The organism is Nocardia inohanensis NBRC 100128, from assembly GCF_001612945.1.
GTDB classification, from domain to species: Bacteria; Actinomycetota; Actinomycetes; order Mycobacteriales; family Mycobacteriaceae; genus Nocardia; species Nocardia inohanensis.
Window position 1 is genome coordinate 380,469 of record NZ_BDBK01000008.1, and the last position, 25,480, is coordinate 405,948.

Below are 25,480 nucleotides of genomic sequence, written 5' to 3' on the forward strand. Positions count from 1 at the left end.
CGTGCGCGTTCACTCCTACGCCTGCGGGCTCGGCGGCGGATCGGTTCGTCTCCACTCCCACGCCCGCGGGCTCGGTGACCGAATCGGGGTGTGCGGGTGTGCGATCGACGGGATGGGCGGGCTCGCTCATGCGCTGGTCTGGCCGTAGACGGCTTTGACGAGTGCGGCCACGACGCGGCCGGTGTTGGGGCCGAAGGACAGCAGCACGGTGTCGGCCATGTCGATGACGCGGCGGTCCTTGCCGGCGGGGGTCTGGGCGATGCCGGGGATCTTGCTCAGCCCGTCGACGCCGCCGACCGAGGCCAGGCCGTCGGTCATGGTGAGGATGATGTCGGGGGCGGCGGCGATCATGGCTTCGCTGGTGATGGGGACGAATTCCTGCTCCACGCCCGAGGCGGTGGCCGCGTCCACGCCACCGAGGGCGGTGATCAGCGAATCCGAACCCGATCCGGGACCGAACATCATGGTGATGGCCGAGCTGCGCAGGTACAGGAACGCGATCTTGGGCTTGGTGTCCTGTTTCGGCACCGAGGCGGTCGCGGCTTTGATCTCGTCGCTGGTGCGCTGCGCCAGTTTCGCACCGGCCTCGCGCACCCCGAGCGCCCCGGCGACGGCCTCGATCTGCGGCACCACACCGTCGATGGTGCGTTTGGGATCGAAGTAGACCACGGTGATCCCGAGCGCCTTCAACTGGTCCCGCAGGGCGGGGGTGACCGCGGTGGTGTCGGTGAGGAACACCGTGGGCCGCAGGGCCGCAACGGCTTCCACGCTCAAGGTGCCCGATCCGCTGGAGACGGTCGGCAGCTTCTCCACCGCGGGGAAGGCCGCGGAGTTGGAGCGTCCCACCAGTTTCGAGCCCAGCCCGAGCGCGACCACGGTCTGCGCGAGCGTCCCGTACCGGTCGGCGGCGATGATGCGGCTGGTGTCGGTGATCGTCACCTCGCTGCCGTCGAAGGATTTCACCGTCGCGGGCAGTACCGCGCTCGGTTCGGGTCCGATGGCCACCGGATCCAGGTCGCCGACGCTCGCGGTCACCGGCCCGTGCCCGCCGCTGCCACTGCTGCCGCCCGAGGTGCATGCGACGCTGCCCGCGACGAGACCGACTCCCAGCAGTGCGATCACGACATTGCGCAGGGCGGCGGAGCGGGCTTTCACAAGACACCTCATGCAGGTAAGGCTAGCCTGGCAGTTTCTGGTCGCGCACGCGCGTCTCCCCGGTCGATGCCTGCCTCGCGCGCTCGCAGATCTCACCGTCGGCCCGGAATCGCCCACCGCGACCGGCGTGCCGAGCGCACCCGCCGGACCGGGCGGACTGGCAGCCGCGCAGCCGCGGCGCGGCTTGGGCACCGGTGCGGTCATTCGGTGCGCGCGCTCACATCGCCGAGGGCGGCGGCGATCGCGCGCGGCAGTTCCAGGGTTTCGGCATTGAGCACCCCGGTCAACTGCCCGATATCGCGTGCCCCGACGAGCAGGCTCGCGATGCCGGGTTGATCGCGCACCCACGCCATCGCCACCGCCAGCGGCGAGGTGCCCAATCCGTCGGCGGCGGTCACCACCGCATCGACCACCCGCACCGCGCGATCGTCGAGCCCGGCGGTGATCTCCGCGGCGGTGGCCTCGTCGGCGCCGCGCGAGTCCGCGGGCACCCCGTCCCGGTATTTGCCGGTGAGGATGCCCCCGAACAGCGGCGCGGTGGCGATCACGCCGATGCCGTGATGCTGTGCGGCGGGCACGAATTCGTGTTCGGGGCCGCGCGCCAGCAGCGAGTACGGGGTGTAGGCGGCGGTCATCGGCGCGGCGGCGGCCAGGGTCGCCAGCTGCCAGCCGTCGTAGCCGCTGGCGCCGGCGTAGCGCACCCGCCCGGTGCGCACCGCGTATTCCAGGGTGCCCGCGATCTCCTCCAGGGGCGTGTGCGGATCCCAGGCCGCCACGTTCCACAGGTCGAGGTGATCGGTGCCCAGCATCGTCAGGCTCTCGTCGAGTTGGCGCATCATGGTGCGCCGCGAAGCGTCCACCGCCCACCGCAGCGGGGCGGGCGCGGGCCCGGCCGCGGGGTCCGAACGCATCGGGGTGCGCCCGGAGTGCACGCTCAAAACCAGTTCCTCACGCCCGATTTCACGCACCAGGTCCCCGAGGATGCGTTGCGCGGCCCCGTCCCCGTAGGCGGGGGAGGCATCCACCAGGGTCCCGCCGGCCTCGGCGAACGCCAGCAGCTGCGCCGCGGCATCGTCGGCGTCGGTCTCCCTGCCCCAGGTATGAGTGGCCAGGCCCAGGCGCGAAACTCGCAGTCCGCTGCGGCCCACCGTCCGCTGTTCCATCACCGCGCTTGCACTTTCGTCACACGCGTCAGCCTAAGCGCACCCGTCACCGATCCCGGGGTAAGACCGCGCGAGGGCCTGGGCGGGTTGCAGTGTTCACCCGTTCCGGTGTCGGGGTTCGCATCCCAGGCGGTAGGGTCGCTGCGGTGTTCACGGCGCGCGTCACCGCAGGTGTCTGCTCGCGCCGCCGTGGGTGGGCGAATTGTCCACCGGCAGCCGACGATTGACCGATTCTGGAGGGCGTGTGGGCGAGGCGATGACGTGGGTGCAGGCCCTGACTTTGGGTCTGGTGCAGGGCTTGACGGAGTTTCTGCCGGTTTCCTCGTCGGCGCATATGCGCATCGTGTCGGGTGTGTTCTTCGGCGATGACGCGGGCGCGTCGTTCACCGCGGTCACCCAGCTGGGCACCGAGGCGGCGGTGCTGGTGTATTTCGCCAAGGACATCTGGCGGATTCTGGTGGCCTGGTTCACGACTCTGTACTGGAAGGCCACCAAGCGCGAACCGGTGCCGGTGCACTGGCAGGACGCGCCGACGGTGGTGCTGCCCGCCTACACCGGCGGTGAGCCGCCGCTGGATGAGGATGCGCAGCGCCGCTTGGACTACCGCATCGGCTGGTATGTGATCATCGCCACCATCCCGATCGGGGTGCTGGGGTTCCTGTTCAAGGACCAGATCCGTACCGGCGCAAGGAATCTGTGGTTGATCTCGACCATGTTGATCGTGTTCGCGCTGGTGATCGCGGCCGGTGAGTACTACGGCCGCAAAGAACGCGCCATCGACCGGTTGACCACGCGTGACGGCCTGGGTATGGGTTTCGCCCAATGCCTGGCCCTGATCCCGGGCGTGTCGCGTTCGGGTGCGACCTCGACCGCGGGCCTGTTCCTGGGCCTGACTCGTGAAGCGGCCATGCGGTTCTCGTTCCTGCTGGCCATTCCGGCGGTGGTGGCCTCGGGTCTGTTCTCGCTGCCGGACGCCTTCGAACCCGCCGGTGAGGGTCTCAACGCCTCGGGCCCGCAGATCCTGGTCGCCACGATCATCTCGTTCGTGGTCGGTTACGCCTCGGTGGCGTGGCTGCTGCGTTTCGTGTCCGACCATTCGCTGAACTGGTTCGTCGGCTACCGCATCGCGCTCGGCTTCACGGTGATGGGCCTGCTGGCGACCGGCGTCGTCTCGGCGACGTAGCGACTAGGCTGTCACGGTGACGGTGATCCTCTTGCGGCACGGCGTGTCCACGTCGAACACGGCCCACACGCTGGCCGGTCGCAGCGCGGGTGTCGATCTGACCGAGCGGGGCCGCGAGCAAGCCCAGGCCTTGGTGCAGCGGCTGGGTTCGCTGCCCATCGAGACCATCGTGTGCTCGCCGCTGTTGCGCTGTCAGCGAACAGTGGCGCCGCTGGCCGACAAGCTCGGCTTGGAAGCCGAACCCGACGAGCGGCTGCTGGAGGTCGATTACGGCGACTGGACCGGGCGCGCGCTCTCGGAGCTGATCAGCGAACCGTTGTGGAAGATCGTGCAGCGGCAGGCTTCGGCGGCGGTGTTCCCGAACGGAGAAGGCTTGGCGCAGGTGCAGTTTCGCGCCGTGCAGGCCATCCGCGAACTCGATCGCCGGCTCACCGAGAAACACGGCGGCGACGTGCTGTGGGTGGCGTGCACCCACGGTGATGTGATCAAGTCGGTGCTGGCCGACGCCTTCGGCATCCACCTCGATGGCTTCCAGCGCATCGTGGTCGAACCGGCGTCGATCAGTGTCGTCCGCTACTCCCCGGTGGCCCCCTACATTTGGCGGGTCAACGACACCGGAGGCGATCTGTCCACCCTCGCTGCGATTTCGCCGCGAACCGGTAGCGAATCGCGCTCGGGACCGGTGCCCGGAGGTGAAACGGGTACCACCGGGAGTACGGATAATGGGGTAGCGGAACGCCCCGATTCATAGTGTGAGTGAGCTGTCAGGAGGTGCAATGGGCCGAGCAATCCATATTTTCCGCACCCCCGATCGTTTCGTCGCCGGCACCGTCGGCGAGCCGGGCGACCGCGCTTTCTACCTGCAAGCCGTGCAGGAACCGCGCGTGGTGAGCGTGCTGCTGGAGAAGCAGCAGGTGAAGGTGCTGGCCGATCGGATGGGGTTGCTGCTGGACGAGGTGGCGCGCCGCTTCGGCACCGAGGTGCCTCCCAAAGCGTCCGATGTGGCCGACAATGCCCCGCTGGTGACGCCCATCGACGCCGAATTCCGGGTCGGCACCATGGGTTTGGGCTGGGATGCCGACGCGAACGCGGTCGTGGTGGAGTTGCTGGCGTTGACCGAGACCGAGGTCGACGAATCGGTGGTGCTCGATGACACCGAGGAGGGCCCGGACGCGGTGCGGGTGTTCCTGACCCCGATCCAGGCGCGGGAGTTCGCGTTGCGCTCGACGCTGGTCATCGCGGCCGGGCGGCCGCCGTGCCCGCTGTGCGGGGAGCCGCTGTCGACGCAGGGGCATATGTGTGTGCGCACCAACGGCTACAAGCGCGGCGACATCTTCGGCGCCACCGGCATCGAGGACTGAGCATGAGCAGCGACCCGCTACGCACCGCCGAGCTGACGGTGATCGGGCAGGTCACCACGGCCTCGAATGTGACGCTGGTGTGCGAGGTGGCCGGCACGCCGCTGCGGGCGGTGTACAAGCCGGTGCGCGGGGAGCGGCCGCTGTGGGATTTCCCCGACGGCACCCTGGCCGGGCGTGAGGTGGCCTCGTATCTGGTGTCGGATGCGTTGGGCTGGGGCGTGATTCCCGAAACCGTGTTGCGGGAGGGTCCGCTGGGGCCGGGCATGGTGCAGCGGTGGATCGATATCGAGGAGGATCCGGCGGTACCGGATCTGGTGGATCTGTGCCCGGCCGGGGAGATTCCCGGCGGGTACCGGGAAGTGTTGCGGGCGTTGGATCCCGCGGGTCATCCGGTGTCGCTGGTGCATGCCGACGATCCGCGGTTGCTGCGCATGGCGGTGCTGGATGTGCTGATCAACAATGCCGACCGCAAGGGCGGGCACGCGCTGCTGGGCGCCGACGGCGCGGTGTACGGGGTCGATCACGGGATCTGCTTGCACAGCGAACCGAAACTGCGGACGGTGTTGTGGGGGTGGGCCGGTGAACCGATACCGGCCGAATTGCTCACCGACATCACGGTTTTGGTGAAAGCGCTGCCCGGGGAGCTGGGTGAGCGCTTGGGCGAGCATCTGACCGGCGCCGAGATCGAGGCCCTGGAAGCGCGCGGGCGGGCACTGCTGGATGATCCGGTGATGCCGTTGCCGGGCTCGGCGCGCCCGATCCCCTGGCCCGCGTTCTGATCCGCTCGCCCGGTTCCTCGCGTCCGGCGAACACTCGGAAAACGTTGCCAGCATCATGATTTCAACCCTTGACGTCTTCCCGTCGTTCACTAAGGTGCAGGTCGACACCCCTCTACACCCGGTATGCCCGATTCGTCTGGGCGGGGGTGGGCGGGGTCGACCTGCCACACAGGGTTAACCTCGATCCATGCAGTCCTGGTCCGATACCGCTGTCCCGACCGTCCCCGGATCCGGACCAGCGTTGCGTCTGTTCGACACCGCCGACAAACAGGTCCGCCCGGTCACCCCCGGCGCGCAGGCCACCATGTACGTGTGCGGCATCACCCCCTATGACGCCACCCACCTCGGGCACGCCGCCACCTATCTGGCCTTCGATCTGGTCAACCGGGTGTGGCGCGACGGCGGGCACGAGGTGCATTACGTGCAGAACACCACCGATGTCGACGATCCGCTGTTCGAGCGGGCGCAACGCGACGGCATCGACTGGCGGGAGCTGGGCACGCGCGAGATCGAGCTGTTCCGTGAGGACATGCGCGAGCTGCGGGTGATCCCGCCGCGCGACTACATCGGCGCCATCGAGTCGGTGCAGGAGGTGGTGGAGCTGGTCGACAAACTGCTGGCTTCGGGCGCGGCGTATGTGGTCGATGACGCCCAGTACCCCGACATCTACTTCCGGCACGACGCCACCGAGCAGTTCGGTTACGAATCCGGGTACGACCGCGCCACCATGGACCGGCTCTTCGCCGAACGCGGCGGTGATCCGGCCCGGCCGGGCAAACGCGATCCGATCGACGCGCTGCTGTGGCGGGCCGAACGCCCGGGTGAACCGTCCTGGCCGGCTCCCTTCGGTGCGGGCCGTCCGGGCTGGCATATCGAGTGTGCCGCGATCGCGCTCAACCGGATCGGCACCGAGTTCGATGTGCAGGGCGGGGGCAGCGACCTGATCTACCCGCATCACGAATACTCCGCCGCGCACGCCGAAGCGTTGGTCAAGGGCCGCCGTTTCGCCCGCCATTATGTGCACGCGGGCCTGATCGGCCTCGACGGCGAGAAGATGTCGAAGTCGCGCGGCAACCTGGTGTTCGTGTCCAAGCTGCGCCGCGCCGGCACCGACCCGGCCGCGATCCGCCTGGGCCTGTTCGCCGGCCATTACCGCAGCGACCGCGAATGGTCGGATGCGGTGCTCGCCGAAGCCCTTTCCCGTCTGGAGCGCTGGCGCAGCGCCGCGGCCCTGGTTTCGGGCCCGGACGCCACCGACACCGTCGCCCGCCTGCGCCGGCATCTGGCCGACGACCTGGACACCCCCAAAGCCCTTGCGGCCGTGGACGCCTGGGCGCAGCAGGCGTTGAACTACGGTGGCCCCGACGCGGCCGCCCCGGGTTTGATCGGCGACGCGGTCGATGCCCTGCTCGGCATCCGCCTGTGAGCTGAACGCGCTGACCCGCTGAGTGTGACGACGGCCCCGGAGGTTCCGGGGCCGTCGTGCTGTCCGGTCCGGTCTCCGGCACTGCTGCCGACCTGCCGGGGATCGGCATGGTGGAGGTGCTCGGCTCGGATGCCTGACACCGGTAGTCCGATCGCCGCATGTCACCGGTCTGCCGCGCCTGGGAGGCGAGCAGAGGGCGTGACTGCCCTGCACAGGCAGCCGGGCGGGCACGACGGGCGGCGGCGCTGGGGGTGCCGCGACGCGCATCGTCTCGACTTCTCGGCGGATTGATAGCCGGAAGCGATTGTCACGCGGCCGAATTCATCGATCCCGGACGGCGGTGGCCGCGTTACGGTGGGGCCCTGACCCTCGACGAGGAGGTAGATGGTGGACGCGATGCCTGGATTCGGGCGATTCCGTGCGGTGCGCAAGCAGTTGCGGGCCGGTGGGCAGCTGCTGGGGGCGGTGCGGCGGGATCCGCGCATCGTGCGCGAGCTGGTGGCCGCGATGACCGGCGGGGCGCGACCGGAGCCGGAAGCGGCGGGCGCGCAGCCGGAAACGGTGGGGGCGGGTGTGCATGTGCCGCCGGCGGGGCTCGGGGAGTACACGCGGACCGCGCACGCCCATCAGGACTTGGCGGCCGAACCGGGTGTGGTGGCCGCGTATCTGGCCGGGCTGGAGCGGCTTCCGCAATGGGTGAGCTTCCATGCCGGCTGGCGCGGTGACCCTCCAGGACAGGCGGTGGCGGGCACCGAGTTCGTGCAGGTGGCCGAGTTCATGGGGATTCCCGCCGATATCGCGTGGACGGTCGCGGCGGTGAGCGCGTCCGGGCTGGAGATGCACGGCAGCGGACCGCAGGGATTGCGGTTGGGGTTGTGGCTGTCGGTACTGCCCGCCGGCGGTGGGTCGAGGGTGTATCTGGATGCGGGACTGGCCGGTCCGCCGATCGATGGGCCGCTGGGTGCGACGGTGGTGCGCGGTCTGGGTGAGGCGTTGCGGGAATCGCTGGCGGGTTTGCCCGCCGCGCTCGAGGCCCCCGGTCCGCGGACCGGGGAGCGTGCGCCGGTGGCGCGCACGCCGGTACGTCATCACGCATCCGGGGTCATGCTGGCTCCGGGCACCCCGGTGTTGATCGGTGCCGGCCAGGTGGTGAACCGGGTGCCGGATCCGGGGTATGTGGATCCCTCGCAGCTGGCGGTGCGGGCGCTGCGGCGCGCGGCGGTGGATGCGGTCTGCGATTCCGGTGCCGCGCTAGCGGATATCGAGCAGCGGGCCGATGCGGCCGAGTTGCCCGAGGCGGCGCGGCGGCTGCTGGCCGGGGCGCAGGCGGTGTATGCGGTGGCGCCGACGTCGTGGCAGTACCGGGATCTGGGTGCGCTGGTCGCGGCCGCGGTGGGTGCGAGCCCGGTGCAGACGGTGCAGTCGAGTCCCTTCGGCGGGGACGGCGGCCAGCTGGTGATCAACGAGGCGGCCGCGGCGATCGCGGCCGGCGAACTGGATGTGGTGCTGGTGACCGGCGCCGAAGCCGGCGCCACGCAGGCGGCGGCGCAGCGGGCTGGCATCGAATTGGATTGGCCCGCACAGGATTCCACGGTGACGCCGACGCGCACGGTGGGGATCGACAAACCGGCCAACAATGCGGCCGAGACCGCGGCGGGCCTGCTGGCGCCCACGACGATGTACGCGCTGCTGGAGTCGGCGAACCGGCATCGGCTCGGGCGCACCCCGGCCGAGCATGCCGCGGCGGTGGCCGAGCTGTGGGCGCGGTTCTCGGCGGTGGCGGCGGACAACCGGTATGCCTGGCAGCCGCAGCAGTTCACGCCCGCCCAGATCGCCACGCCCGGCCCCGACAATCGGGTGATCGCGGCCCCGTATCCGAAGCTCGAATGCGCGAACCTGACCGTCGATATGGCGTCGGGGCTGATCCTGTGCAGTGCGGCGGCGGCCGAAGCGGCGGGTATCGCGCAGGACAAGTGGGTGTTCGTGCACGCGGGCGCTTCGGGCACCGACGAATGGTTCGTCAGCGAACGCACCGAACTGGCGGCCTCCCCGGCGATCCGGGCGCTGGGCGCGGCGGTGCTCGCGCATGCCGGGGTGGGCATCGAGCAGATCGCGCATGTGGACCTGTACGCGTGTTTCCCGGTGGCGGTGCAGATCGCGGCCCGCGAGCTGGGGTTGGCGCCCGAGGATCCGAAACGGTCGTTGACGGTGACCGGCGGGCTGACCTTCGGGGGCGGGCCGGGCAACAATCACGGCGGGCACGCGGTGGCGAACCTGGTGCGGCGGCTGCGCGCTGAACCCGAAACCTATGGTCTGGCAACGTCTTTGGGCTGGTATTTGACCAAGCATGCGATCGGGGTGTATTCGGCGGTGCCGCCGCGCACCGGGTTCGCGCATCTGCGGCCGGTGATCGAGCATCCCCCGGCGCGCCCGGCCCGCACCGGGTATGACGGTCCGGCGGTGGTGGAGGCCTACACGCTGCCCTACGACCGCGAGGGCGTCCCGGAGGCGGCGATCTTGAGCCTGCTCACCCCCGCCGGTGCGCGAGTGCTGGTGCGCAGCACCGATTCCGGGCTGCTGGATGCGGCGACCGAGCAGGATCTGCTGGGGTTGCCGGTGACGGTGAGCGGGGACCGGGTGAGTGTCGAGGGCACCGAGCGGGTGCGGCTGCCCGCGCCGCCACCGGCTCCGGTGCTGGTGGAGCGCCGCGGCCACATCATGATCATCACGATCAATCGCCCGCACGCCCGCAATGCCATCGACCTGGCGACCGCACTGGGTTTGGAACGCGCCGTGGACGCCTACGACGCCGACCCGCACGCCCGCATCGCCATCCTCACCGGTGCGGGCGGATACTTCAGTGCCGGAATGGATCTCAAGGCCGCCGCCCGCGGCGAGGTCCCGATCACCGAGAAACGCGGCATCCTGGGCATCGTGTCCCAGCCGCCGCGCAAACCGTTGATCGCCGCCGTGGAGGGGCCCGCGCTGGCCGGTGGCTGCGAACTGGCGCTGGCCGCCGATCTCATTGTCGCGGCCAGTGATTCGAGCTTCGGTATCCCCGAGGTCAAACGCGGCCTGGTCGCGGTCGGCGGCGGGGTGCTGCGCCTGTCCCAGCGGCTGCCGCGCGCGCTGGCGATGGAGCTGGCGTTGACCGGCGATCCGATCACCGCCGCCCGCGCCGCCGAGATCGGTTTGATCAACCAGGTCACCGCGCCCGGCGGCGCGTTGGAGGCGGCGCTGGCGCTGGCCGAACGGGTGGCGGTGAACGCGCCGTTGAGCATCGATGCCAGCAAGCAGATCATCGAACAGGCCCCGGACTGGTCGGTGGCGGAAGCCTTTGCGCGTCAGGGGCAGGTGGCCGCGGCGGCGGTCTCCTCCGAGGACGCCGGGGAAGGGATGCGCGCGTTCGTGGAGAAGCGGCCGCCGGTGTGGAAGGGTCGCTGAACCGTTCCCGTCCGGGCGCGGTGGTCCGGTGCACGATGGCTGGCAGTTGCCTTGCCGCCCACGCGAACTCGTGTCCGGATTCCCGCCCTCCGGCTTCGGCGGCAGTGCGACGCCCTGGTCCGGGCCGGCACCGAAGCCCGGTGCGGGCCCGGACCGAGCGGGTGCGCGGCCGCCGCGCCGGTGCGGGCGAGGTTCCCGGTGGGTGGGACGGTCGGACGCCGACCGGCCACGGGGAGCCCCTGTTCTGATGCAGTAGGTGCGGAATGAGGCGCGCTCTCGCCCTGCGCCGGTGACAAGGAGTGAGTGACCGATGACATCTGCCGATACCGAGGCCAGGGTACGGACGCTGCGGCGTGACGGACTGGTGTTGTCGGCGCGGCATTTCGGCCCCGATGACGCGCCGCTGGTGCTGCTGCTGCACGGGTTCCCCGATACCCCGCACAGTTTCGACGGGCTGATTCCGGCGTTGCTCGAGGCCGGGTATCAGGTGCTTGCGCCTTGGCTGCGCGGCTATACCCGTGCGTCCGCGGATCGGCGGGCCCGCTACGACCTGATGGCGGTCAGCGCCGATATCGCCGCCTGGCATCGGGAGCTGGGGTCGCCGCCCGCGCATCTGGTGGGGCACGATTGGGGTGCGTTCGCGGCCATCGTGCTGGCCAAACAGGCTCCCCGGCAGTGGCTTTCCCTGACGCTGCTGGCGATTCCGCCCTTCGGGGACGGGATGCCGGCGGCGGCGCTGCGCTATCTGCCGCGGCAGCTGCTGATGTCGTCCTACATTCCGGTGATGCAGTCGGGCGCCTCCCCGCGCCTGCTCACGCGCTCGGGTGCGGCGTTCGTGCGCGGCCTGTGGCGGCGCTGGTCGCCGGGCTGGGCGTTCACCGACACCGAATTCGCGCCCACCGCGGCGGTTTTCACCGATCCGGGCCGGGCGTGGGCGGCGACCCGCTACTACCGGTCGTTGTTCACGGTGCATCGGCGCGCGTCGCGGGAGTTCCAGCGGCTGCTGGTGGCCTCGCAGCCCGCGCTGCCGATCCTGGCGTTGGCGGGGGCGCGCGACGGCTGCCTGTCCCCGGATCTGCAACGGGTGCTGGCCGAGCGCGCCGGGGCCACCCACGCCGCCCTCGCGCAGGCGGGGCATTTCCTGCATGCCGAACGCCCCGCCGAGGTGGTCGCGTATTTGCTGCCGCATCTGCGTGCGGCGGCGGACTCGGCGGAATGAACTTCTAGAGCGCGCCTCGGGCGGCCCGCACCGGGGCTCGGCGTCAATGTCCGCCGTGCGCACCGTTTTCGGGGCCCGCGTGCTCCATCGGCATGGTCATGGGTGTGGGTGCCTGGCCGGGGTCGAGGATGAGGAATTGGCCCATCATGCCCGCGTCTTCGTGGTGGAGCAGGTGGCAGTGGAACATGTACGGGTAGGTGGGGTCGGCGGGGCCGGGGAAGGACAGCACGAGTTCGTAGGTGCGGCCGGGTTCGGTGTAGACGGTGTCCTTCCAGCCCGAGAGGTGCGGTGGCGGCGGGTTGCCGTCGATGGCGCGGATGCGGAGCCTGGTGTCGTGGACGTGGAAGTTGTGCGGCCAGTCCTCGAGGTTGCGGACCGCCCAGACTTCGGTGGCGCCGGTGGGGATGGTCATGTCGATGCGGTTCATGTCCATCTTGCGGCCGTTGATCATGAACCATTTCAGGTCGAAGCTGCGATCCACTCCGGCTTCGGGGTGGGCGGGCAGCGCGGCGGTCAGTGCGGCCGGGAGTGCGGGGACGGCGCCAGGGCGGGCGGCCGCGCGCAGGGTGAGCACGTCGAAGCTGTCGTCGAAGCCGAAACGTTCGGGCCGGTCGAGGCCGGCGCGCATCTGCACGGGCACCGCGCGCAGCCCCACCGATTCGCCGCCGCGCACCCCGACCACGATCTCGGCGCGCTCGCCGGGACTGAGGGTGAGCTGTTGCAGCGCTACCGGTTCCGGTAGCAGCCCGCCGTCGGTGGCGATCAGTTCGATGCGGCGCTCGTCGGCGAACGCGAGCTGGAACACCCGGCTCGAGGAGCCGTTGAGCAGCCGCAACCGCACCCGTTCGGTCCGCACGTCCAGGTGCGCGCCGGTGATCCCGTTGACCACCAGGGTGTCTCCCAGCAGCCCGTAACTGTTGGGCCGCCGCTCGTCCAGTGCCCCGTCGGCGGTGAAACTCTTGTCCTGGATGATCACCGGGATGTCGTCGATCCCGTACTCGCGTGGCAGGTCCAGGCGGTCGGTGTCGGCGTCCTCGATCAGGAACAGTCCCGAAAGCCCGCGGTACACATGCTTTTCGGTGTTCCCGTGCGGATGCGGGTGATACCACAGGGTCGCCGCGGGCTGTTCGATGCGCCAGCTGGGATCCCAGTGTCCGCCGGGCGCGATCATCTGATGCGGTCCGCCGTCGCACGCGGCCGGTACGTGCATGCCGTGCCAGTGCACGCTGGTCGCCTCGTCGAGGGTGTTGTGCACGCTGACCGCGACGGTTTCCCCTTCCCGTGCCCGCAGCGTCGGCCCCAGGATCGCTCCGTCGTAACCCCAAGTGGGCGTGGACTTTCCGGGCAGGATCTGCGAGCTCCCGGCCTGCACGCGCAGCGTGAACCGCCGCACCCCGCCCGCGTCGAGCGTGCTGGGCGCCAGCGGCGGGATCGGCAACGGCCGGGTGGCGGCGCCGGTGGTGGCGGTTGCGGCGGGGCGTGCGCATCCGGTGGCGGTGAGCGCCAGGGGCAGCGCGGTGGCGGCGACGAGCAGGCGTCGTCTCGAGAGCACGAATTCTCCTCGGGTCGATGAACTCCTCCACCCTCGCCGCCGGGCCCCACCCCGCACCCCCTCCGCCAGGCCGCATCCTGCCCCCGCGATCGGGCCCGCAGGGATCTTGCGCACCGCTGTGTCGTCTGCTAACTGCCGCCCGTGACCCCGTACGCGGTGGCGGCCACACACAGCGGCGATCGACCTGCACCGGCTGCGTGTCCGGTTGGGCGGGCGGACCCGGCCGCCCGGTTCGACATTCCCGGTTCCCGACTCCGGTTCCCGACTCCGGTTCCGATTGCGGGACACGGTGCGCGACGGTCCGGCATGCGGTGCGCGACGGTCCGGTGTGGAGTGTGGCGAGACCACCGGCGGGGTGGGTGGCGGGCGGTTCTCTAGGGTGGACGGGTGCCTTTCTCCCGTGCTTCCCGCGACCTGTGGCAGGCCGGTCGGTTGCTGCCGTTGGTGTTGACTCCGGTGTTGCTGGTGGTGAGCACGTTTCCGGGTGAGTATCGGGTGCCGGTGAGCTATTGGGTGTTGGCGATGACGGCGGCCGCGGTGTTCGTGGCGGGCGCACGCCGGCCGCTGCCGGTGTCGTTGATGCTTTCCGCGCTGGCTGTGCCGATGTTCTTGATTCCGGCGTGGGGGTTGTCGGGGCTGGTGCCGTTCTTGGGGGCGGTAGCGCTGGTCGAGGTGGTGGTGCGGTCGGGCCGGGGCGCGGCAGCCCTGGCGGCGGTGTGCTGGATGGTTGCGGTTCTGGTGGGCCGGTGGGGTGGACATGCGCCGTCGTTCGGGCGGGTGAGCGCAGTGGTGGAGGCGGGCACCTATGTGGGGTTGCCGGTGTTGCTGGGGTTGTATCTGCGCGGGCAGCGTGAGTTGACGGCCTCGTTGCGGGCGCGGGCGGTGGAAGCCGAGACACGGACCCGGGCCGAGGAGCGCACGGCGTTGGCGCGCGAATTGCATGATCTGGTGGCGCACCATATGGCCTCGATCGTGTTGCGGGTGAAGGTGGCCCGGCAGGTGGTGGTGGCCGAGCCGCCGGTAGCGGCGGTGCTCGATGATGTGGCCGAGACCGCGACCGGTGCGCTCACCGATATCCGCCGCTTGCTGGCGGCGCTGCGGGATCCGGTGTTGAGCGAGGTGACGCTGGTGGATGCGGCCGCGATCCGCCAGGAGCTGACGGCCGCGGTGGAGCGGGTGCGGGCGGCGGGTTTCACCGTCGAGGCCGATCTGGGGGCGTCGGTGGAGGGTTTGGATGCGATCGGCCGGTTGACGTTGCTGCGGTTGACGCAGGAATCGCTCACCAATGTGATGAAGCACGCCGATCGCCGTCGGACGGTGCGAATCACCTTGGCGCAGAACGCGTCTGCTGCCCGTTTGGAGGTGCGTAGCGGCCTGCTCGCGCGTGACCCGGGTCCGGGGTCGGTGCCGCCCGGTCACGGCATGATCGGTATGCGGGAGCGCGCCGAACTCGCCGCCGGCACGCTTTCGGTCGGCGTGCTCGGCCGCGAATGGCAGGTCCTGGCCGAATTACCCACCGCCACTACTGATCTCACCACCACCGGTCTCACCACCACCGATCTGCCCACCACCGATCTGCCCGCTACTGATCTGGCCGCTGCCGCTTTCGATGCCGGGGCGTGCCGGGCCGATCCGGCGGCGACCGCGCCTGGTCCGGCTTCGGGTGGTGCGGGGTGATGCGGATTCTGCTGGTCGATGATCAGCGTCTGGTGCGGGCGGGGTTGCGGATGCTGGTGGAGGCGGCCCCGGATCTCGAGGTGGCCGGGGAGGCCGCGGATGGGGTGGCGGCGGTGCGGGCGGCCGCGGAGCTGCGCCCGGATCTGGTGTTGATGGATCTGCGCATGCCGGGTTTGGACGGGGTGGGCGCGACCCGGCAGATCCTGGCCGCGCACCCGGAGTCGAAGGTGCTGGTGCTGACCACCTTCGACGATGACGAGCATCTGTTCCCGGCGTTGGCCGCGGGCGCGTCGGGTTATCTGGTCAAGGACACCGAGCCCGCGGATCTGCTGGCCGCGATCCGCCGGGTGCGTGCGGGTGAGTTGTTGTTCTCCCCGTCGTTGTTGCGCCGCCTGGTCGATCGCGCGGTGGCCGCACCCACGCATCGGCGGGCGCCGGCGATCGAGTTGACCGGGCGCGAGCGTGAGGTCCTGGGGTTGGTGGGTGCGGGTTTCGGTAATCAGGAGATCGCCGACCGCCTGCATCTGGGTGTGACGACGGTGAAGAAGCACATCACGGCGTTGCTGGAGAAGACCGGTTGCGATAACCGGGTCCGGTTGGCCGTCTACGCCGTCGACCACATCCGCTGACCGGTTCAGGGCAGGGTGAGCGCGGTGATCGCGGGCGCGAACATGACGTTCTTGATGGCGGCCGCGGTTCCGGGGTCTTTGGCTCCGAGCGGGGTGAGCAGTCCGGTCGCGGCATCCAGGAGTCCGTCCAGGTCGCTGAGCCCGTCGACGATGTCGTAGGCGAGCGCGTCGAGTCCGCCGAAGCGCCGCCCGGTGGTCATCGCCGCCATCGCGGCGCGGGGCGGGAGTTTGGCTTGGATGAGCGCGGCCATGCCGGCGGTGAACGGGATGCGGATGTCGGCTTCGGGCAGGCAGAAGAAGCCGCGGTCTTCCCGCATCAGCCGGAAGTCGTGGGCGAGGGCGAGCATGGCGCCGGCGCCGAAGGCGTGTCCGGGCAGGGCCGCGAGGGTGGGCATGGGGAAGGTGAGCAGGCGCGCGAGCAGCGTCTGTACCTGTGCCACATACCATTCGGCGCGGTCGCCGTGGGCCGAGAGCCAGTCCAGGTCCAGGCCGTTGGAGTAGAACTTGCCGCGCGCGGTGGTGATCAGCGCGTGCGCGCCGTCGGCCAGGACGGCATCGAGGTGGGTGTTGATCTCGGTGAGGGAGTCGGGGGTGAAACGGTTCTCGCTGTCGCCGAGGTCCAGGACGGCGATCTTGTCACGGTAGCTGAGGGCGGTCATCGGTTTTCCTTCGTTTCAGGGTGGGGTGGCACGGTTTTCGGGCGGCGCGGGGCGGGTCCGATATCCAGGACCGCGCGTACGGCGGCCCGTAGTTGGGTGCGGGCGGTCCGGTCGGTGAGGCGGTGGCGTTCGAGCAGGATCGCGGTGGGCAGGTCGACCACGCAGATGGTGATGGTGTCCACCGCGCGGGCGTCCGCGCGCCCCCACATGCCGGTGGCGAGGCGTTTCAGCAGTTCGATCAGCCCGCGGTCGAGCCGGTCGAGTTCGGTGCGTACCGGTTCGGGCAGGTCCTCGCCCAGGAAGTCCTCGCGTCGCACGCTGAACAGCAGGGCGCACGAGTGGGGGTGGCGCTGGGCGAAGACCACGGGTGCGTCGGCGGCCGCGACGACGGCGGCGGCGGGGTCGGTATGCGCCGTTTCGTGCTCGACCAGTTCGGCTTGCACGGTCAGGAAGCGGGTGGCGGCGCGAATCCAGGTGCGGCCCAGCAGTTCCGCGCGGGAGGTGAAGGTGTGGTAGATGGCCCCGTTGGAGATGCCGGTGGCGGTGGCGACGGCGCGGATGGTGACCGCGGCGGCGCCGGCGCGCACGGCGAGTTCTTCGGCGGCGTCCAGGACGGCGTCGGGGTCGTGGGTGCGGGGCCGGGGCATGAACCGAACCATAACAGAGCGAATGCTCTGTTATCTAGGTGGTGGAGACGGACCGGGCCGCGACCACCGGATCCCCCGGCGGTCGCGGCCCAGCTCGACACCCTTGTTCAGGCGTTCGCGTTCTGCCCGGCGGCCGGTTCGTGCACGCCGTCGGGAAGTTCGGGGGAGTACATGCGCTCGATCTGCTCGGCGTATTTGGCGGCGATGGGTTTGCGTCGCAGTTTCATCGTCAGCGTGATCTCGTCTCCGCCCGGCTCCCAGAACGTGGGCAGGATGGTGAAGCGTTTGATCTGCTCGACCCGTGACAATTTCGCGTTCCCGGCCGCCACCCCGCGCGCGATCTCGGCGACGACTTCCTTGTCCACCGCCAGCGCCGCGACCGACCCGTCGGCCAAATGATGCTGCGTCGCATAGGGTTGCGCGGTTTCGGCGTCGATGACGATGAGCGCGGTGTTGTAGGCGCGCGCGTCCCCGATGGTGGCGATGGCCCCGATCAGCGGGGTGGCGGCCTTGACCGCGTTCTCGATATTGGCCGGTGACATGTTCTTGCCGCCGGCGTTGATGATGAGTTCTTTCTTCCGGTCCACCACCCGCAGATAGCCTTCGCTGTCCTGGGTGACGATATCGCCGGTGTGCAGCCACCCCTGCTCGTCGAGCGCGTCGCGGGTTTTGGCGGGTTCGCCGCGGTAGGCGCGCATCACCAGCGGCCCGCGCACCAGGAACTCCCCGTCCTCGGCGATACGTGATTCCAGGCCCGGCAACAGTTTCCCGACCGTCCCCAGCCGGGCCTGCTGCGGCGGGCTGACGCTGGCGACGCAGGTCAGCTCCGACATACCCCACACCTCGGAGATGGGGATGCCGAGCCCGAAGAAGAACCCGAGGGTCTCCGGCGGGATCGGCGCGGCCCCCGACAGCGCCCACTTCAGTTGATCCAACCCGATTTTGGCGCGCAGCTTCGACAACACCAGCTCATCGGCGCGCTCCCACTCCGCGGCCTGCGTGTCGTCCAGGGCCGCACCGGCCAGGTGCGCGGCGGCTTTGCGCGCGGCCACCCCCAGCGCCCACTCCAGCACGGATCTGCGCTCGGGGTCGGGTTCGCCTGCGACCGAGAACTCCACGGCCGCTTTGAGTTTCTCCCACACGCGCGGCACCGCACCCCACACGGTCGGGTGCACGTCGGCCAGCGCCGCCGGCAACTGGGTGCGGTCGGGTACCACGGTGATCTGGGTGCCGTAGTACTGGTGCAGGTACAGGGCGGTGACCCGGTCGGCCATGTGCGCGGTCGGCAGGAACGAGGTGACGCGGTCCCCGAACTCGACCGGCATCACCGAGGCGTAGGCGCGGCATTCGAAGGCCAGGTTGGCGTGGCTGATCTCCACGCCCTTGGGGTTGCCGGTGGTGCCGGAGGTGTAGCAGAGGGTGACGATATCCTCGCCGGTGATCGACTGCCAGCGGGCGTCGAAGTCGAAGTCCTCGCGCCCCGCGGCGATCAACTCCTGGACGCTGAGCGTGCCGGGCACCGGGCCGTCCACGCACACGATGGTCTCGATCGGCACCCCGCTCGCACGCACTCGCGGCACGTATTGGGCCTCGCAGATCACCACCCGGTTACCGGCATTGCCGAACACGTACTCGAGTTGCTCGGCCGAGAGGGTGTTGTACACCGAGAACGCGGTCGCCCCGGTGTGCTGGGCGCCGACCTCGAGCGGATAGAACTCGACCCGGTTGGCCATCATCAACGCCACGGTGTCCCCGCGCCCGATTCCCAATCCGGCCAGCCCCGCCGCCACCGCTTTCACCTGCGCCGCGTACTCGCCCCAGGTCAAGGTTCGGGTGCCGCCGATCGTGCGGACCGCGATCGCGTCCGGGTCGATCGCGGCCGTCGCCTGGAACGCCGCAGGGGACGTCATCGCTTCACTCATCACGCTTCTCGCTCCACTCACCACCGGGCCTTGCACCGACGGTAGAGCCGCACCCGCCCCCACACACCCCGAATCCGTACATTTCCCCCAGCCGGGTCGGGGTTGCCGCACCGCGCCCAGGATTTCGCTCGATTGCGCGATGCCGCCCGCCGAACCCGCCGTGTCCCCGCCGATTTCAGCTCCGCCGGCACCGGCGGCGGCGCCGCGATCCCGTTCGTCCTAAGGGACTGTTAGGAAACCCGCGGACCTCTTCTGCCGGGATGTGTCGCCCGCCACAGTGGGTGCGGGATGCGATGCGGCATCTCGCGCCAGTGAAGGAGAACCCAGTGACAACAACAGCGCCGGGCGGGGAACGCCGGGTGGTAGCGAACGTGCTGCGCGGCTCGATCGGCAATCTCGTCGAATGGTACGACTGGTACGTCTACGCGGCGTTCAGCGTCTACTTCGCCAAAGCGTTCTTCCCCGAAGGGGACGCGACCGCGCAATTGCTTTCGGCCGCAGCGGTATTCGCGGTCGGATTCCTGATGCGCCCGCTGGGCGGCTGGGCGCTGGGCCGCTACGCCGACCGGTTCGGGCGGCGCGCGGCCCTGACCCTGTCGGTGACGGTGATGGCGGCGGGATCGCTGTTGATCGCGGTGACACCGAGTTTCGCGACCATCGGGCTGGCGGCGCCGGTGATCCTGCTGCTGGCGCGGCTGTTGCAAGGACTGTCGGTGGGCGGGGAGTACGCCACCAGCGCCACCTACCTGTCGGAGGTGGCCTCGGCGGGGCGGCGCGGGTTCTACTCCAGCTTCCAATACGTGACCCTGGTGGCCGGGCAGCTGATCGCGCTCGGGGTGCAGCTGGTGCTCTTGCAGTTCCTGACCAGTGCGCAAATGTATGCGTGGGGTTGGCGGATCCCGTTCCTGATCGGGGCGAGCGCGGCCATCGTGGTGATGTGGCTGCGGCGCGGCATGGACGAATCCGAATCCTTCCGCACCGAAAACGCTGCCGCGCAACCCGGATCCGGTCAGGGCTCGTTGCAGGTGCTGTTGAAGTATCCGCGCGAATGCCTGCTCGTGGTCGGCTTGACCCTCGGCGGCACGGTGGCGTTCTACACCTACACCACCTACATGCAGAAATACATGGTCAACACCTCCGGCATCTCGAAATCGACCGCGGCGTGGATCAACTTCGTGGCGTTGCTGGTGTTCGTGGTGTTGCAGCCGATCGCGGGCGCGCTCTCCGATCGCATCGGGCGCCGCACACTGCTCATCACCTTCGGGGTGGCGGGCACGGTGTGCACGGTGCCGATCATGACGATGCTCGGCCACACCACCGACGCGATCCCCGCATTCCTGCTGATGCTGGCCGCACTGGTCATCATCACCGGATACACCTCGATCAACGCGATCGTGAAGGCCGAACTGTTCCCCACCCGCATCCGCGCCCTCGGGGTCGGGCTGCCGTACGCGCTGACCGTGGCGATCTTCGGCGGCACCGCGGAGATGATCGCGCTGGCATTGAAGAAGGCCGGCCACGAATCGCTGTACTTCTGGTACGTGACCGGCTGCATCCTGATCTCGCTGCTCACCTACTTCTTCATGCGCGAAACCTCCGCCGATTCGGCGATCGACGCCGAATCGCGAACCCCCGCGCAGGCACCGGCGGCGGGCGCGGACACACCCGTCACCGCCCGCTGAACCCCTCGAGGCCGGACATCAGCGGTGCCCGGCCTCACCCCATCCCGGCCCGGCGGCCCTGCGGCCGGCCCTTCAGGAGAGAATCAGCCCCATGCGTTTGGCGGTGGTCGAAGACGATGACGGGGTCGGTGACGCGCTCGTCGAAGCGTTCACCGCGCGCGGGCATCACACCGACCGGATGCGGCGCGGCGCGGATCTGCTGACCGCGCACCGCGGATACGACGCGATCGTGCTGGATCTGGGATTGCCCGACGCGGACGGGCTGACCATCCTGCGGCAGCTGCGGGAAGTCAGCACGGTACCGGTGGTGATCTTGACCGCGCGCAGTGACGAACGCTCCATCGTGCGCGGATTGCGCGGCGGGGCCGACGATTACGTGGTCAAACCGCCCCGCATCGCCGAACTGCTCGCCCGCATCGACAATGTGGCGCGCCGCCATGCGATGTCCGCCGCCCCGGCCGGGGCGCGGATCGTGCAGACCGGGGATGTGCGCGTCGATCTGCAAGCCCGGCGCGTGGAGCTCGCGGGCGTCGAGATACCGCTCACCACAAAGGAATTCGAGCTCGTGGAAGCACTGGTGGAGCGGCCCGGGGCGGCGGTGAGCCGCCAGCAGCTGATGGACCGCATCTGGGGGGACGCGTTCGTGGCGGTCTCACGCACCCTGGACGTGCACATGACCGGGTTGCGCGCCAAACTCGACCGGCCCGGACTGATCACCACCATCCGCGGCTACGGCTACCGCTGGGGCGAATGATCCGTGCGTCGCCGCCTGCTGTTCGCCTTGACCGTGTTCGCCACCCTCGCGGTGCTCGCGTTCGCGGTCCCACTGTGCCTGACCGCCGCCACCAGCCGCACCCAGCAGCTCGTGGGCGACCGGATCGGTGATGCCGACCGCTTCGCCGCGCTCGCGGTCACCGCGGCCACCCTCGGCGACAATCGCGGACTGGCCGCAGAAGTGGACCGCTACCAGCAGCTGTACGGGGAACCGGTGCTGGTGGTGGACGCACGCGGAGCCCCGATCGTCAACGCCGGAGTCGACGCCGGCGATCCGGCCATCGCCGCGGCCCTGGCGGCCGCGCGCCGCAATCAGCGGCCCGCCACCCCGGCGCGGCTGCTGCCGTGGGGGCCTTCGACACTGCTGATCGCCCGCCCGGTCGGCAGTGACGTGCACGTGGACGGCGCGGTACTGATCACCGTCTCCACCGCACCCGCACGCACCGACATCACCCGGCTGTGGGCGGTTGTCGCGGTGGGCGCGCTGGCCGCCATGACCGTGTTCACGGCGCTGGCGTTGATCCTGTCCCGCTGGGTGCTGCGCCCACTGGCCGGACTGTCGGCCGCGGTCGCCGCACTCACCGCGAGCCTGCCCAAACCGCGCACCACCGCCGCCATGACCCGCCGCCACGGCGGGCCACCGGAATTGCGGGCGGTCGCCGAATCGGTGGACACCATGGCGCTGGCGGTGCGCGATTCCGCGGCCGCGCAACGCCGCCTGGTCGATGACACCGCGCACGCCATGCGCAATCCACTGGCCGCGTTGACCATCCGCCTCGATTCGCTCGAACCGGCCATTCCCGCCACCGCCGCACCCACCTTCCACGGGGCGACCCGCGAAGTCGAACGGCTCACCGCACTGCTGGACGATCTGCTCACCCTCGCCGTCGCCGAAGGCCACGCCGTCACCCCGGTCCGGCACAGCCGATCCTGTGCGGTGCGGGCGGTCGCCGCCGACCGGATCGATGCCTGGCACAGCGCGTTCGAACAGGCGGGTATGGCGTTGACGCTCACCGGCACCGAGACCGAACGCCTCGAGGCGGCGGTGTCGGCGGATGTGCTGGCACAGATCCTGGATGTGGCGCTGAGCAATTCGTCCCGCTACGCCGGCCCCGGCGCCCATACCCGTATCACCCTGTCCGCCACCGCGGGCGGCGCCGCGATCACCGTCACCGACGACGGCCCCGGAGTGCCCGAGCCCGAACTCGCCGACCTCACCACACGTTTCTTCCGCGGCAGCACGGCGCAGGGGATCGGCGGCTCCGGGCTCGGGTTGCCGATCGCGGCGGCACTGGTGAAATCGGTGCACGGCAGCCTTCGTATCGAATCGGTGCGACCGCACGGGCTGGCCGTGATCATCGAGCTGCCCGCACCGGAGCAACCATGAACCCGCGACACCCCGACGGGCTCTCCCGCCGCCGATTCCTGCGCTACAGCGCGGCTTTCGCCACCGCAGCGGGCCTGCTCGCCGCCACCGGCTGCGCTTCCGGCGCGAATCGAGCCATGGTGCGGCTGGCGGCGGGGGAGACCGGCGGCTTCTATCACGCTTTCGCGCAACAACTTTCCCGCATCGCCGCACCCACCGGCCTGCGCATCGAAGTGATCGCCACCGCCGGGTCGGTCGACAATCTGGCGCTGCTCGCGCGCGGGGACGCCGACACGGCCTTGATCCTGGCCGACTCGCTCGACGACAACCCCGACCCGCCGCCGGCGATCGGCCGCGTCTACGAGAACTACCTCCAACTCGCTGTCGCCGCGACCGGGACGCTGAGCACGGTCACCGAGCTGCGGGGTGCGCGAATCAACCTGGGCGCCTCCGGTTCCGGCGCCACCCATACCGGCGAGAAACTGCTGCTGGCGGCCGGGCTCACCCGCGGCGAGGTATCCATCAGCCATCTGCCGCTGCGTGAGGCGGTCACCGCGCTGAACGCCGGACAGCTGGACGCGTTGCTGTGGGCGGGCGGGGTGCCCACGCCGGCGCTGGCCGAGCCGTCGATCCGGTTGCTGGATCTGGCCGGGTTGGCCGAGCCGATGCGGGACCGCTTCGGCTATCTCTACGATCCGGTGCTGATTCCCGCGGGCACCTACCCCAATTCGCCCGCCGTGCACACCATCGGTGTGGCGAACCTGCTCGTCACCAGTCCGTCACTGCCCGACGATACGGCGGCCGCGCTGACCGAACTGCTGCTCACGCACCCGGATTCGCTGGTTCCGGCGGAGGCGGCGGGCACCCAGTTCCTGGAGGCGCGTTCGCTCATCGGCACCGGGATCGCACCATTGCATCCGGGCGCGGCGGGCGTATATCGCCGCAATCATGGATGACCAGACACCAGCCCTCATTACGTCACTGTGACGAATAGTGTTGGGGGAGTAGCGGAATCGCGGGGGAGGAGCCTCAACCACTGCGATGAACACTCCAGTCCACGATAGCCCAATCACCGATCACGTAGTACCCGTCGAACCGCAGCACACCGCCATCGTTCTGATACGCATCCAAATGCATGTACACCGTCGACCCGCCGGTCGGATACACCGTCACGACATCCTTTGCCAGCGTGTCGAACTGGTGCACGAAATGATCCCAATCACCGTTGTCGATCTTGCGCCCGCCCAGCTGCCACGCGGTCGCGAAATCCTTGCGATTGATGGCATCGAAATAGGCGACGACCACCGCGGCATACGGATCGGCCGCCGGGGGAGTCGTCGTGGTCACGGGCGCGGCGGTCACCACCGGCGCAGGAGACCCCCCGACGCTCGGCGGATCGGCACTGACCATGGCCTTGGTATCCAACGCGACGGTAGCGGTCGAGAGCGGATCGGCGTTCGGCGCCGCGTCACGCCCGGACCGGCCGGTGAGCGCGGCCGTCCCCATACCGATTCCGATCGCCCCGCCCAGCAGCACCAGCACCGCGGCCGCGATCGCCGCGATCCGAGCCACCGACATCCGCGACGAAGCAACCGGCGGCGGATCGAATCGCCCCGGCCAGGTCGCCACCGGCCCGATCACCGTGCCCCGGAAATGCTCCGCCTGCTGATCCAGCAACCGCAATTCCGCGCTCCGATACGCCCCCGCGTCAGCGGTCAAATACACACCGGTCAATGCCACCCGCCATTCCGAGGCGGTCGGCAGCCCGTCGCGGCCCCCATCGAAAGCCCGCTCGAACAGCCCCCGCAACCGCCAATCCACCTCACCCAGCAACTGATTCGCCCGCCACGCCGCCACCACCTGCGACGCCGCCCCGGGCCCCAGGAACAGCCCCTGATAGATCAGCACCGCCAGCGCCAGCCGATCAGCCTCGGGCTCACGCACCTGCTCCCGCGGCCGTAACCGATCCCCGTCCAGCAGATACGCCTGCACCGGCTCCGCACCCCAACCCAGCCCGCGCAAGCTCACCCCGCCATGCACATACCCATCCACCTCGAGCGCCGCGAAGATGTCACACACCCGGATCAGCACCCCCACCCGTCGCGCCGCCCCGGGCGGATTCCGTGAAGGCAGGCACAGATATTCCAGCGTCCGCACCATCCCGCCCTCGAGCAGACACCCCTGCGGCACCACCGGCACCATCACCGCCACCACCGAATCCCCCTCGGACACGGTATCGATCGGCCACTGCACCGCACTCTCCACACTCACCGCCGCACTGCGCTCGGCCGCCCACACCGCGGCCCGCCCATACCCGGCCACCTCCCGAACCCCCGCATCCACCACGCCCCGCTTACACACCCGCTCACGTCCCCACCCATCCCGGCACCGATACCCCAGCACGCCCGCCCCGAGCTCCCCGAACGGCATGTCGTCGACCTCGTAGTGTTCACCCGAGTCACCGATGACGGTCCCCATCCCTCCATTATTCCGTCACAGTGACGCTTTGAAGGTGGAGCGCGGGGCACGGGGGAGCGTCGAATCAACCCCCGATCAGCCCCGATTGCACCAACCACGCGGATCCGTAAATTTTCCGGCAAACCCACACTGAACCGAAAAATAAACTCCGGCAGCAGTTTCCGCCTCGAACGACCCACACAACACCGAACCAGCCGGACACGCATAACCGACAGCCCAGGAGGGGGATCCACACGGCAGGCACCGAATGCGCATGTCACACAACAGTTTTCCCCGCTCCGGCCCCCGTCGTAAATACGCCGATAATCAACATTATGTCAAGTAGTCGTTCGTTGGGTGGCCCCCACCTTCGTCGCATCCTCCA

At 69.7% G+C, this 25,480-nt stretch carries 20 protein-coding genes; 13 read left to right on the forward strand and 7 right to left on the reverse strand.

Annotation, left to right across the window (positions count from 1 at the left end; genetic code table 11):
• Window positions 1-126: 126 nt before the first annotated feature.
• Complete coding sequence (locus tag NI1_RS17595) at window positions 127-1,167, reverse strand: heme/hemin ABC transporter substrate-binding protein (RefSeq protein ID WP_067821511.1); 1,041 nt, start codon at window positions 1,165-1,167, stop codon at window positions 127-129.
• Between the two features lie 188 nt (window positions 1,168-1,355).
• Entirely contained in the window at window positions 1,356-2,318 is a 963-nt protein-coding gene (locus tag NI1_RS17600; protein WP_067821514.1) for an aldo/keto reductase, read from the reverse strand.
• Between the two features lie 244 nt (window positions 2,319-2,562).
• Here NI1_RS17600 and NI1_RS17605 point away from each other — a divergent pair, with 244 nt between their 5' ends.
• The 7 genes from NI1_RS17605 (at window position 2,563) to NI1_RS17635 (ending at window position 11,730) form a co-directional block, all read left to right on the forward strand.
• Complete coding sequence (locus NI1_RS17605; protein ID WP_067821517.1) at window positions 2,563-3,501, forward strand: undecaprenyl-diphosphate phosphatase; 939 nt, start codon at window positions 2,563-2,565, stop codon at window positions 3,499-3,501.
• A gap of 16 nt (window positions 3,502-3,517) precedes the next feature.
• Window positions 3,518-4,252: a histidine phosphatase family protein gene (locus NI1_RS17610; protein WP_067821520.1), complete on the forward strand. Its 735-nt coding sequence runs from the start codon at window positions 3,518-3,520 to the stop codon at window positions 4,250-4,252.
• 25 nt (window positions 4,253-4,277) lie between these two features.
• Window positions 4,278-4,862 (forward strand): DUF3090 domain-containing protein, encoded by a 585-nt coding sequence (locus tag NI1_RS17615; RefSeq protein ID WP_067821522.1) that lies wholly within the window; start codon window positions 4,278-4,280, stop codon window positions 4,860-4,862.
• Window positions 4,863-4,864: 2 nt separating this feature from the next.
• Complete coding sequence (locus NI1_RS17620) at window positions 4,865-5,641, forward strand: SCO1664 family protein (protein ID WP_067821525.1); 777 nt, start codon at window positions 4,865-4,867, stop codon at window positions 5,639-5,641.
• Window positions 5,642-5,828: 187 nt separating this feature from the next.
• On the forward strand, window positions 5,829-7,067 hold the full coding sequence (mshC, locus tag NI1_RS17625) for a cysteine--1-D-myo-inosityl 2-amino-2-deoxy-alpha-D-glucopyranoside ligase (protein ID WP_067821529.1): 1,239 nt from the start codon (window positions 5,829-5,831) through the stop codon (window positions 7,065-7,067).
• Window positions 7,068-7,463: 396 nt separating this feature from the next.
• Window positions 7,464-10,511, forward strand: coding sequence for a crotonase/enoyl-CoA hydratase family protein (locus NI1_RS17630; protein WP_067822514.1), 3,048 nt, complete (start codon window positions 7,464-7,466; stop codon window positions 10,509-10,511).
• A gap of 310 nt (window positions 10,512-10,821) precedes the next feature.
• Window positions 10,822-11,730, forward strand: a complete 909-nt coding sequence (locus NI1_RS17635) for an alpha/beta fold hydrolase (protein WP_067821533.1) — start codon at window positions 10,822-10,824, stop codon at window positions 11,728-11,730.
• 43 nt (window positions 11,731-11,773) lie between these two features.
• On the opposite strand, the gene NI1_RS17640 is transcribed toward NI1_RS17635, so the two are convergent.
• A complete protein-coding gene (locus tag NI1_RS17640; protein WP_067821536.1) occupies window positions 11,774-13,282 on the reverse strand; it encodes a multicopper oxidase family protein in 1,509 nt (502 codons plus the stop codon).
• A 387-nt stretch (window positions 13,283-13,669) separates the two neighbouring features.
• Here NI1_RS17640 and NI1_RS17645 point away from each other — a divergent pair, with 387 nt between their 5' ends.
• Both NI1_RS17645 and NI1_RS17650 read left to right on the forward strand, forming a co-directional pair.
• A complete protein-coding gene (locus NI1_RS17645; RefSeq protein ID WP_067821539.1) occupies window positions 13,670-14,959 on the forward strand; it encodes a sensor histidine kinase in 1,290 nt (429 codons plus the stop codon).
• Window positions 14,956-15,588 carry a response regulator gene (locus NI1_RS17650; RefSeq protein ID WP_067822518.1) on the forward strand — a complete coding sequence of 211 codons (633 nt, stop codon included), beginning with the start codon at window positions 14,956-14,958 and terminating at the stop codon, window positions 15,586-15,588. Before NI1_RS17645 ends, NI1_RS17650 begins: the two co-directional genes overlap by 4 nt.
• A 5-nt stretch (window positions 15,589-15,593) precedes the next feature.
• Here NI1_RS17650 and NI1_RS17655 read toward each other — a convergent pair whose 3' ends face one another.
• The 3 genes from NI1_RS17655 to fadD11 all read right to left on the reverse strand — a co-directional run bounded on the left by NI1_RS17655 (window position 15,594) and on the right by fadD11 (window position 18,804).
• On the reverse strand, window positions 15,594-16,247 hold the full coding sequence (locus NI1_RS17655; RefSeq protein WP_067821542.1) for an enoyl-CoA hydratase-related protein: 654 nt from the start codon (window positions 16,245-16,247) through the stop codon (window positions 15,594-15,596).
• A complete protein-coding gene (locus NI1_RS17660) occupies window positions 16,244-16,894 on the reverse strand; it encodes a TetR/AcrR family transcriptional regulator (RefSeq protein ID WP_067822521.1) in 651 nt (216 codons plus the stop codon). Before NI1_RS17660 ends, NI1_RS17655 begins: the two co-directional genes overlap by 4 nt.
• Before the next feature lie 107 nt (window positions 16,895-17,001).
• Window positions 17,002-18,804: a fatty acid--CoA ligase FadD11 gene (fadD11, locus tag NI1_RS17665; protein WP_067822524.1), complete on the reverse strand. Its 1,803-nt coding sequence runs from the start codon at window positions 18,802-18,804 to the stop codon at window positions 17,002-17,004.
• A 305-nt stretch (window positions 18,805-19,109) separates the two neighbouring features.
• Here fadD11 and NI1_RS17670 point away from each other — a divergent pair, with 305 nt between their 5' ends.
• The 4 genes from NI1_RS17670 (at window position 19,110) to NI1_RS17685 (ending at window position 23,594) form a co-directional block, all read left to right on the forward strand.
• Window positions 19,110-20,498: an MFS transporter gene (locus NI1_RS17670; RefSeq protein WP_067821544.1), complete on the forward strand. Its 1,389-nt coding sequence runs from the start codon at window positions 19,110-19,112 to the stop codon at window positions 20,496-20,498.
• Window positions 20,499-20,589: 91 nt separating this feature from the next.
• The gene (locus NI1_RS17675) at window positions 20,590-21,252 is read left to right on the forward strand and encodes a response regulator transcription factor (RefSeq protein WP_067821547.1); all 663 of its coding nucleotides are present in this window, start codon (window positions 20,590-20,592) and stop codon (window positions 21,250-21,252) included.
• Window positions 21,253-21,255: 3 nt separating this feature from the next.
• Window positions 21,256-22,659: a sensor histidine kinase gene (locus tag NI1_RS17680; RefSeq protein ID WP_067821550.1), complete on the forward strand. Its 1,404-nt coding sequence runs from the start codon at window positions 21,256-21,258 to the stop codon at window positions 22,657-22,659.
• Window positions 22,656-23,594, forward strand: coding sequence for a TAXI family TRAP transporter solute-binding subunit (locus NI1_RS17685; protein WP_067821553.1), 939 nt, complete (start codon window positions 22,656-22,658; stop codon window positions 23,592-23,594). Before NI1_RS17680 ends, NI1_RS17685 begins: the two co-directional genes overlap by 4 nt.
• A gap of 73 nt (window positions 23,595-23,667) precedes the next feature.
• On the opposite strand, the gene NI1_RS39880 is transcribed toward NI1_RS17685, so the two are convergent.
• Window positions 23,668-25,116, reverse strand: a complete 1,449-nt coding sequence (locus tag NI1_RS39880) for a hypothetical protein (protein WP_067821555.1) — start codon at window positions 25,114-25,116, stop codon at window positions 23,668-23,670.
• Between the last annotated feature and the right edge of the window lie 364 nt (window positions 25,117-25,480).

Excerpts from the sequence above, each read along its gene's own strand:
- mshC (WP_067821529.1), top strand. The coding sequence starts at position 5,829 with ATGCAGTCCTGGTCCGATACCGCTGTCCCGACCGTCCCCGGATCCGGA.
- NI1_RS17600 (WP_067821514.1), bottom strand. The coding sequence starts at position 2,318 with ATGGAACAGCGGACGGTGGGCCGCAGCGGACTGCGAGTTTCGCGCCTG.
- NI1_RS39880 (WP_067821555.1), bottom strand. The coding sequence starts at position 25,116 with ATGGGGACCGTCATCGGTGACTCGGGTGAACACTACGAGGTCGACGAC.
- NI1_RS17685 (WP_067821553.1), top strand. The coding sequence starts at position 22,656 with ATGAACCCGCGACACCCCGACGGGCTCTCCCGCCGCCGATTCCTGCGC.
- NI1_RS17595 (WP_067821511.1), bottom strand. The coding sequence starts at position 1,167 with ATGAGGTGTCTTGTGAAAGCCCGCTCCGCCGCCCTGCGCAATGTCGTG.
- fadD11 (WP_067822524.1), bottom strand. The coding sequence starts at position 18,804 with ATGACGTCCCCTGCGGCGTTCCAGGCGACGGCCGCGATCGACCCGGAC.
- NI1_RS17675 (WP_067821547.1), top strand. The coding sequence starts at position 20,590 with ATGCGTTTGGCGGTGGTCGAAGACGATGACGGGGTCGGTGACGCGCTC.
- NI1_RS17670 (WP_067821544.1), top strand. The coding sequence starts at position 19,110 with ATGCGGCATCTCGCGCCAGTGAAGGAGAACCCAGTGACAACAACAGCG.
- NI1_RS17620 (WP_067821525.1), top strand. The coding sequence starts at position 4,865 with ATGAGCAGCGACCCGCTACGCACCGCCGAGCTGACGGTGATCGGGCAG.
- NI1_RS17615 (WP_067821522.1), top strand. The coding sequence starts at position 4,278 with ATGGGCCGAGCAATCCATATTTTCCGCACCCCCGATCGTTTCGTCGCC.
- NI1_RS17630 (WP_067822514.1), top strand. The coding sequence starts at position 7,464 with ATGCCTGGATTCGGGCGATTCCGTGCGGTGCGCAAGCAGTTGCGGGCC.
- NI1_RS17635 (WP_067821533.1), top strand. The coding sequence starts at position 10,822 with ATGACATCTGCCGATACCGAGGCCAGGGTACGGACGCTGCGGCGTGAC.
- NI1_RS17660 (WP_067822521.1), bottom strand. The coding sequence starts at position 16,894 with ATGCCCCGGCCCCGCACCCACGACCCCGACGCCGTCCTGGACGCCGCC.
- NI1_RS17655 (WP_067821542.1), bottom strand. The coding sequence starts at position 16,247 with ATGACCGCCCTCAGCTACCGTGACAAGATCGCCGTCCTGGACCTCGGC.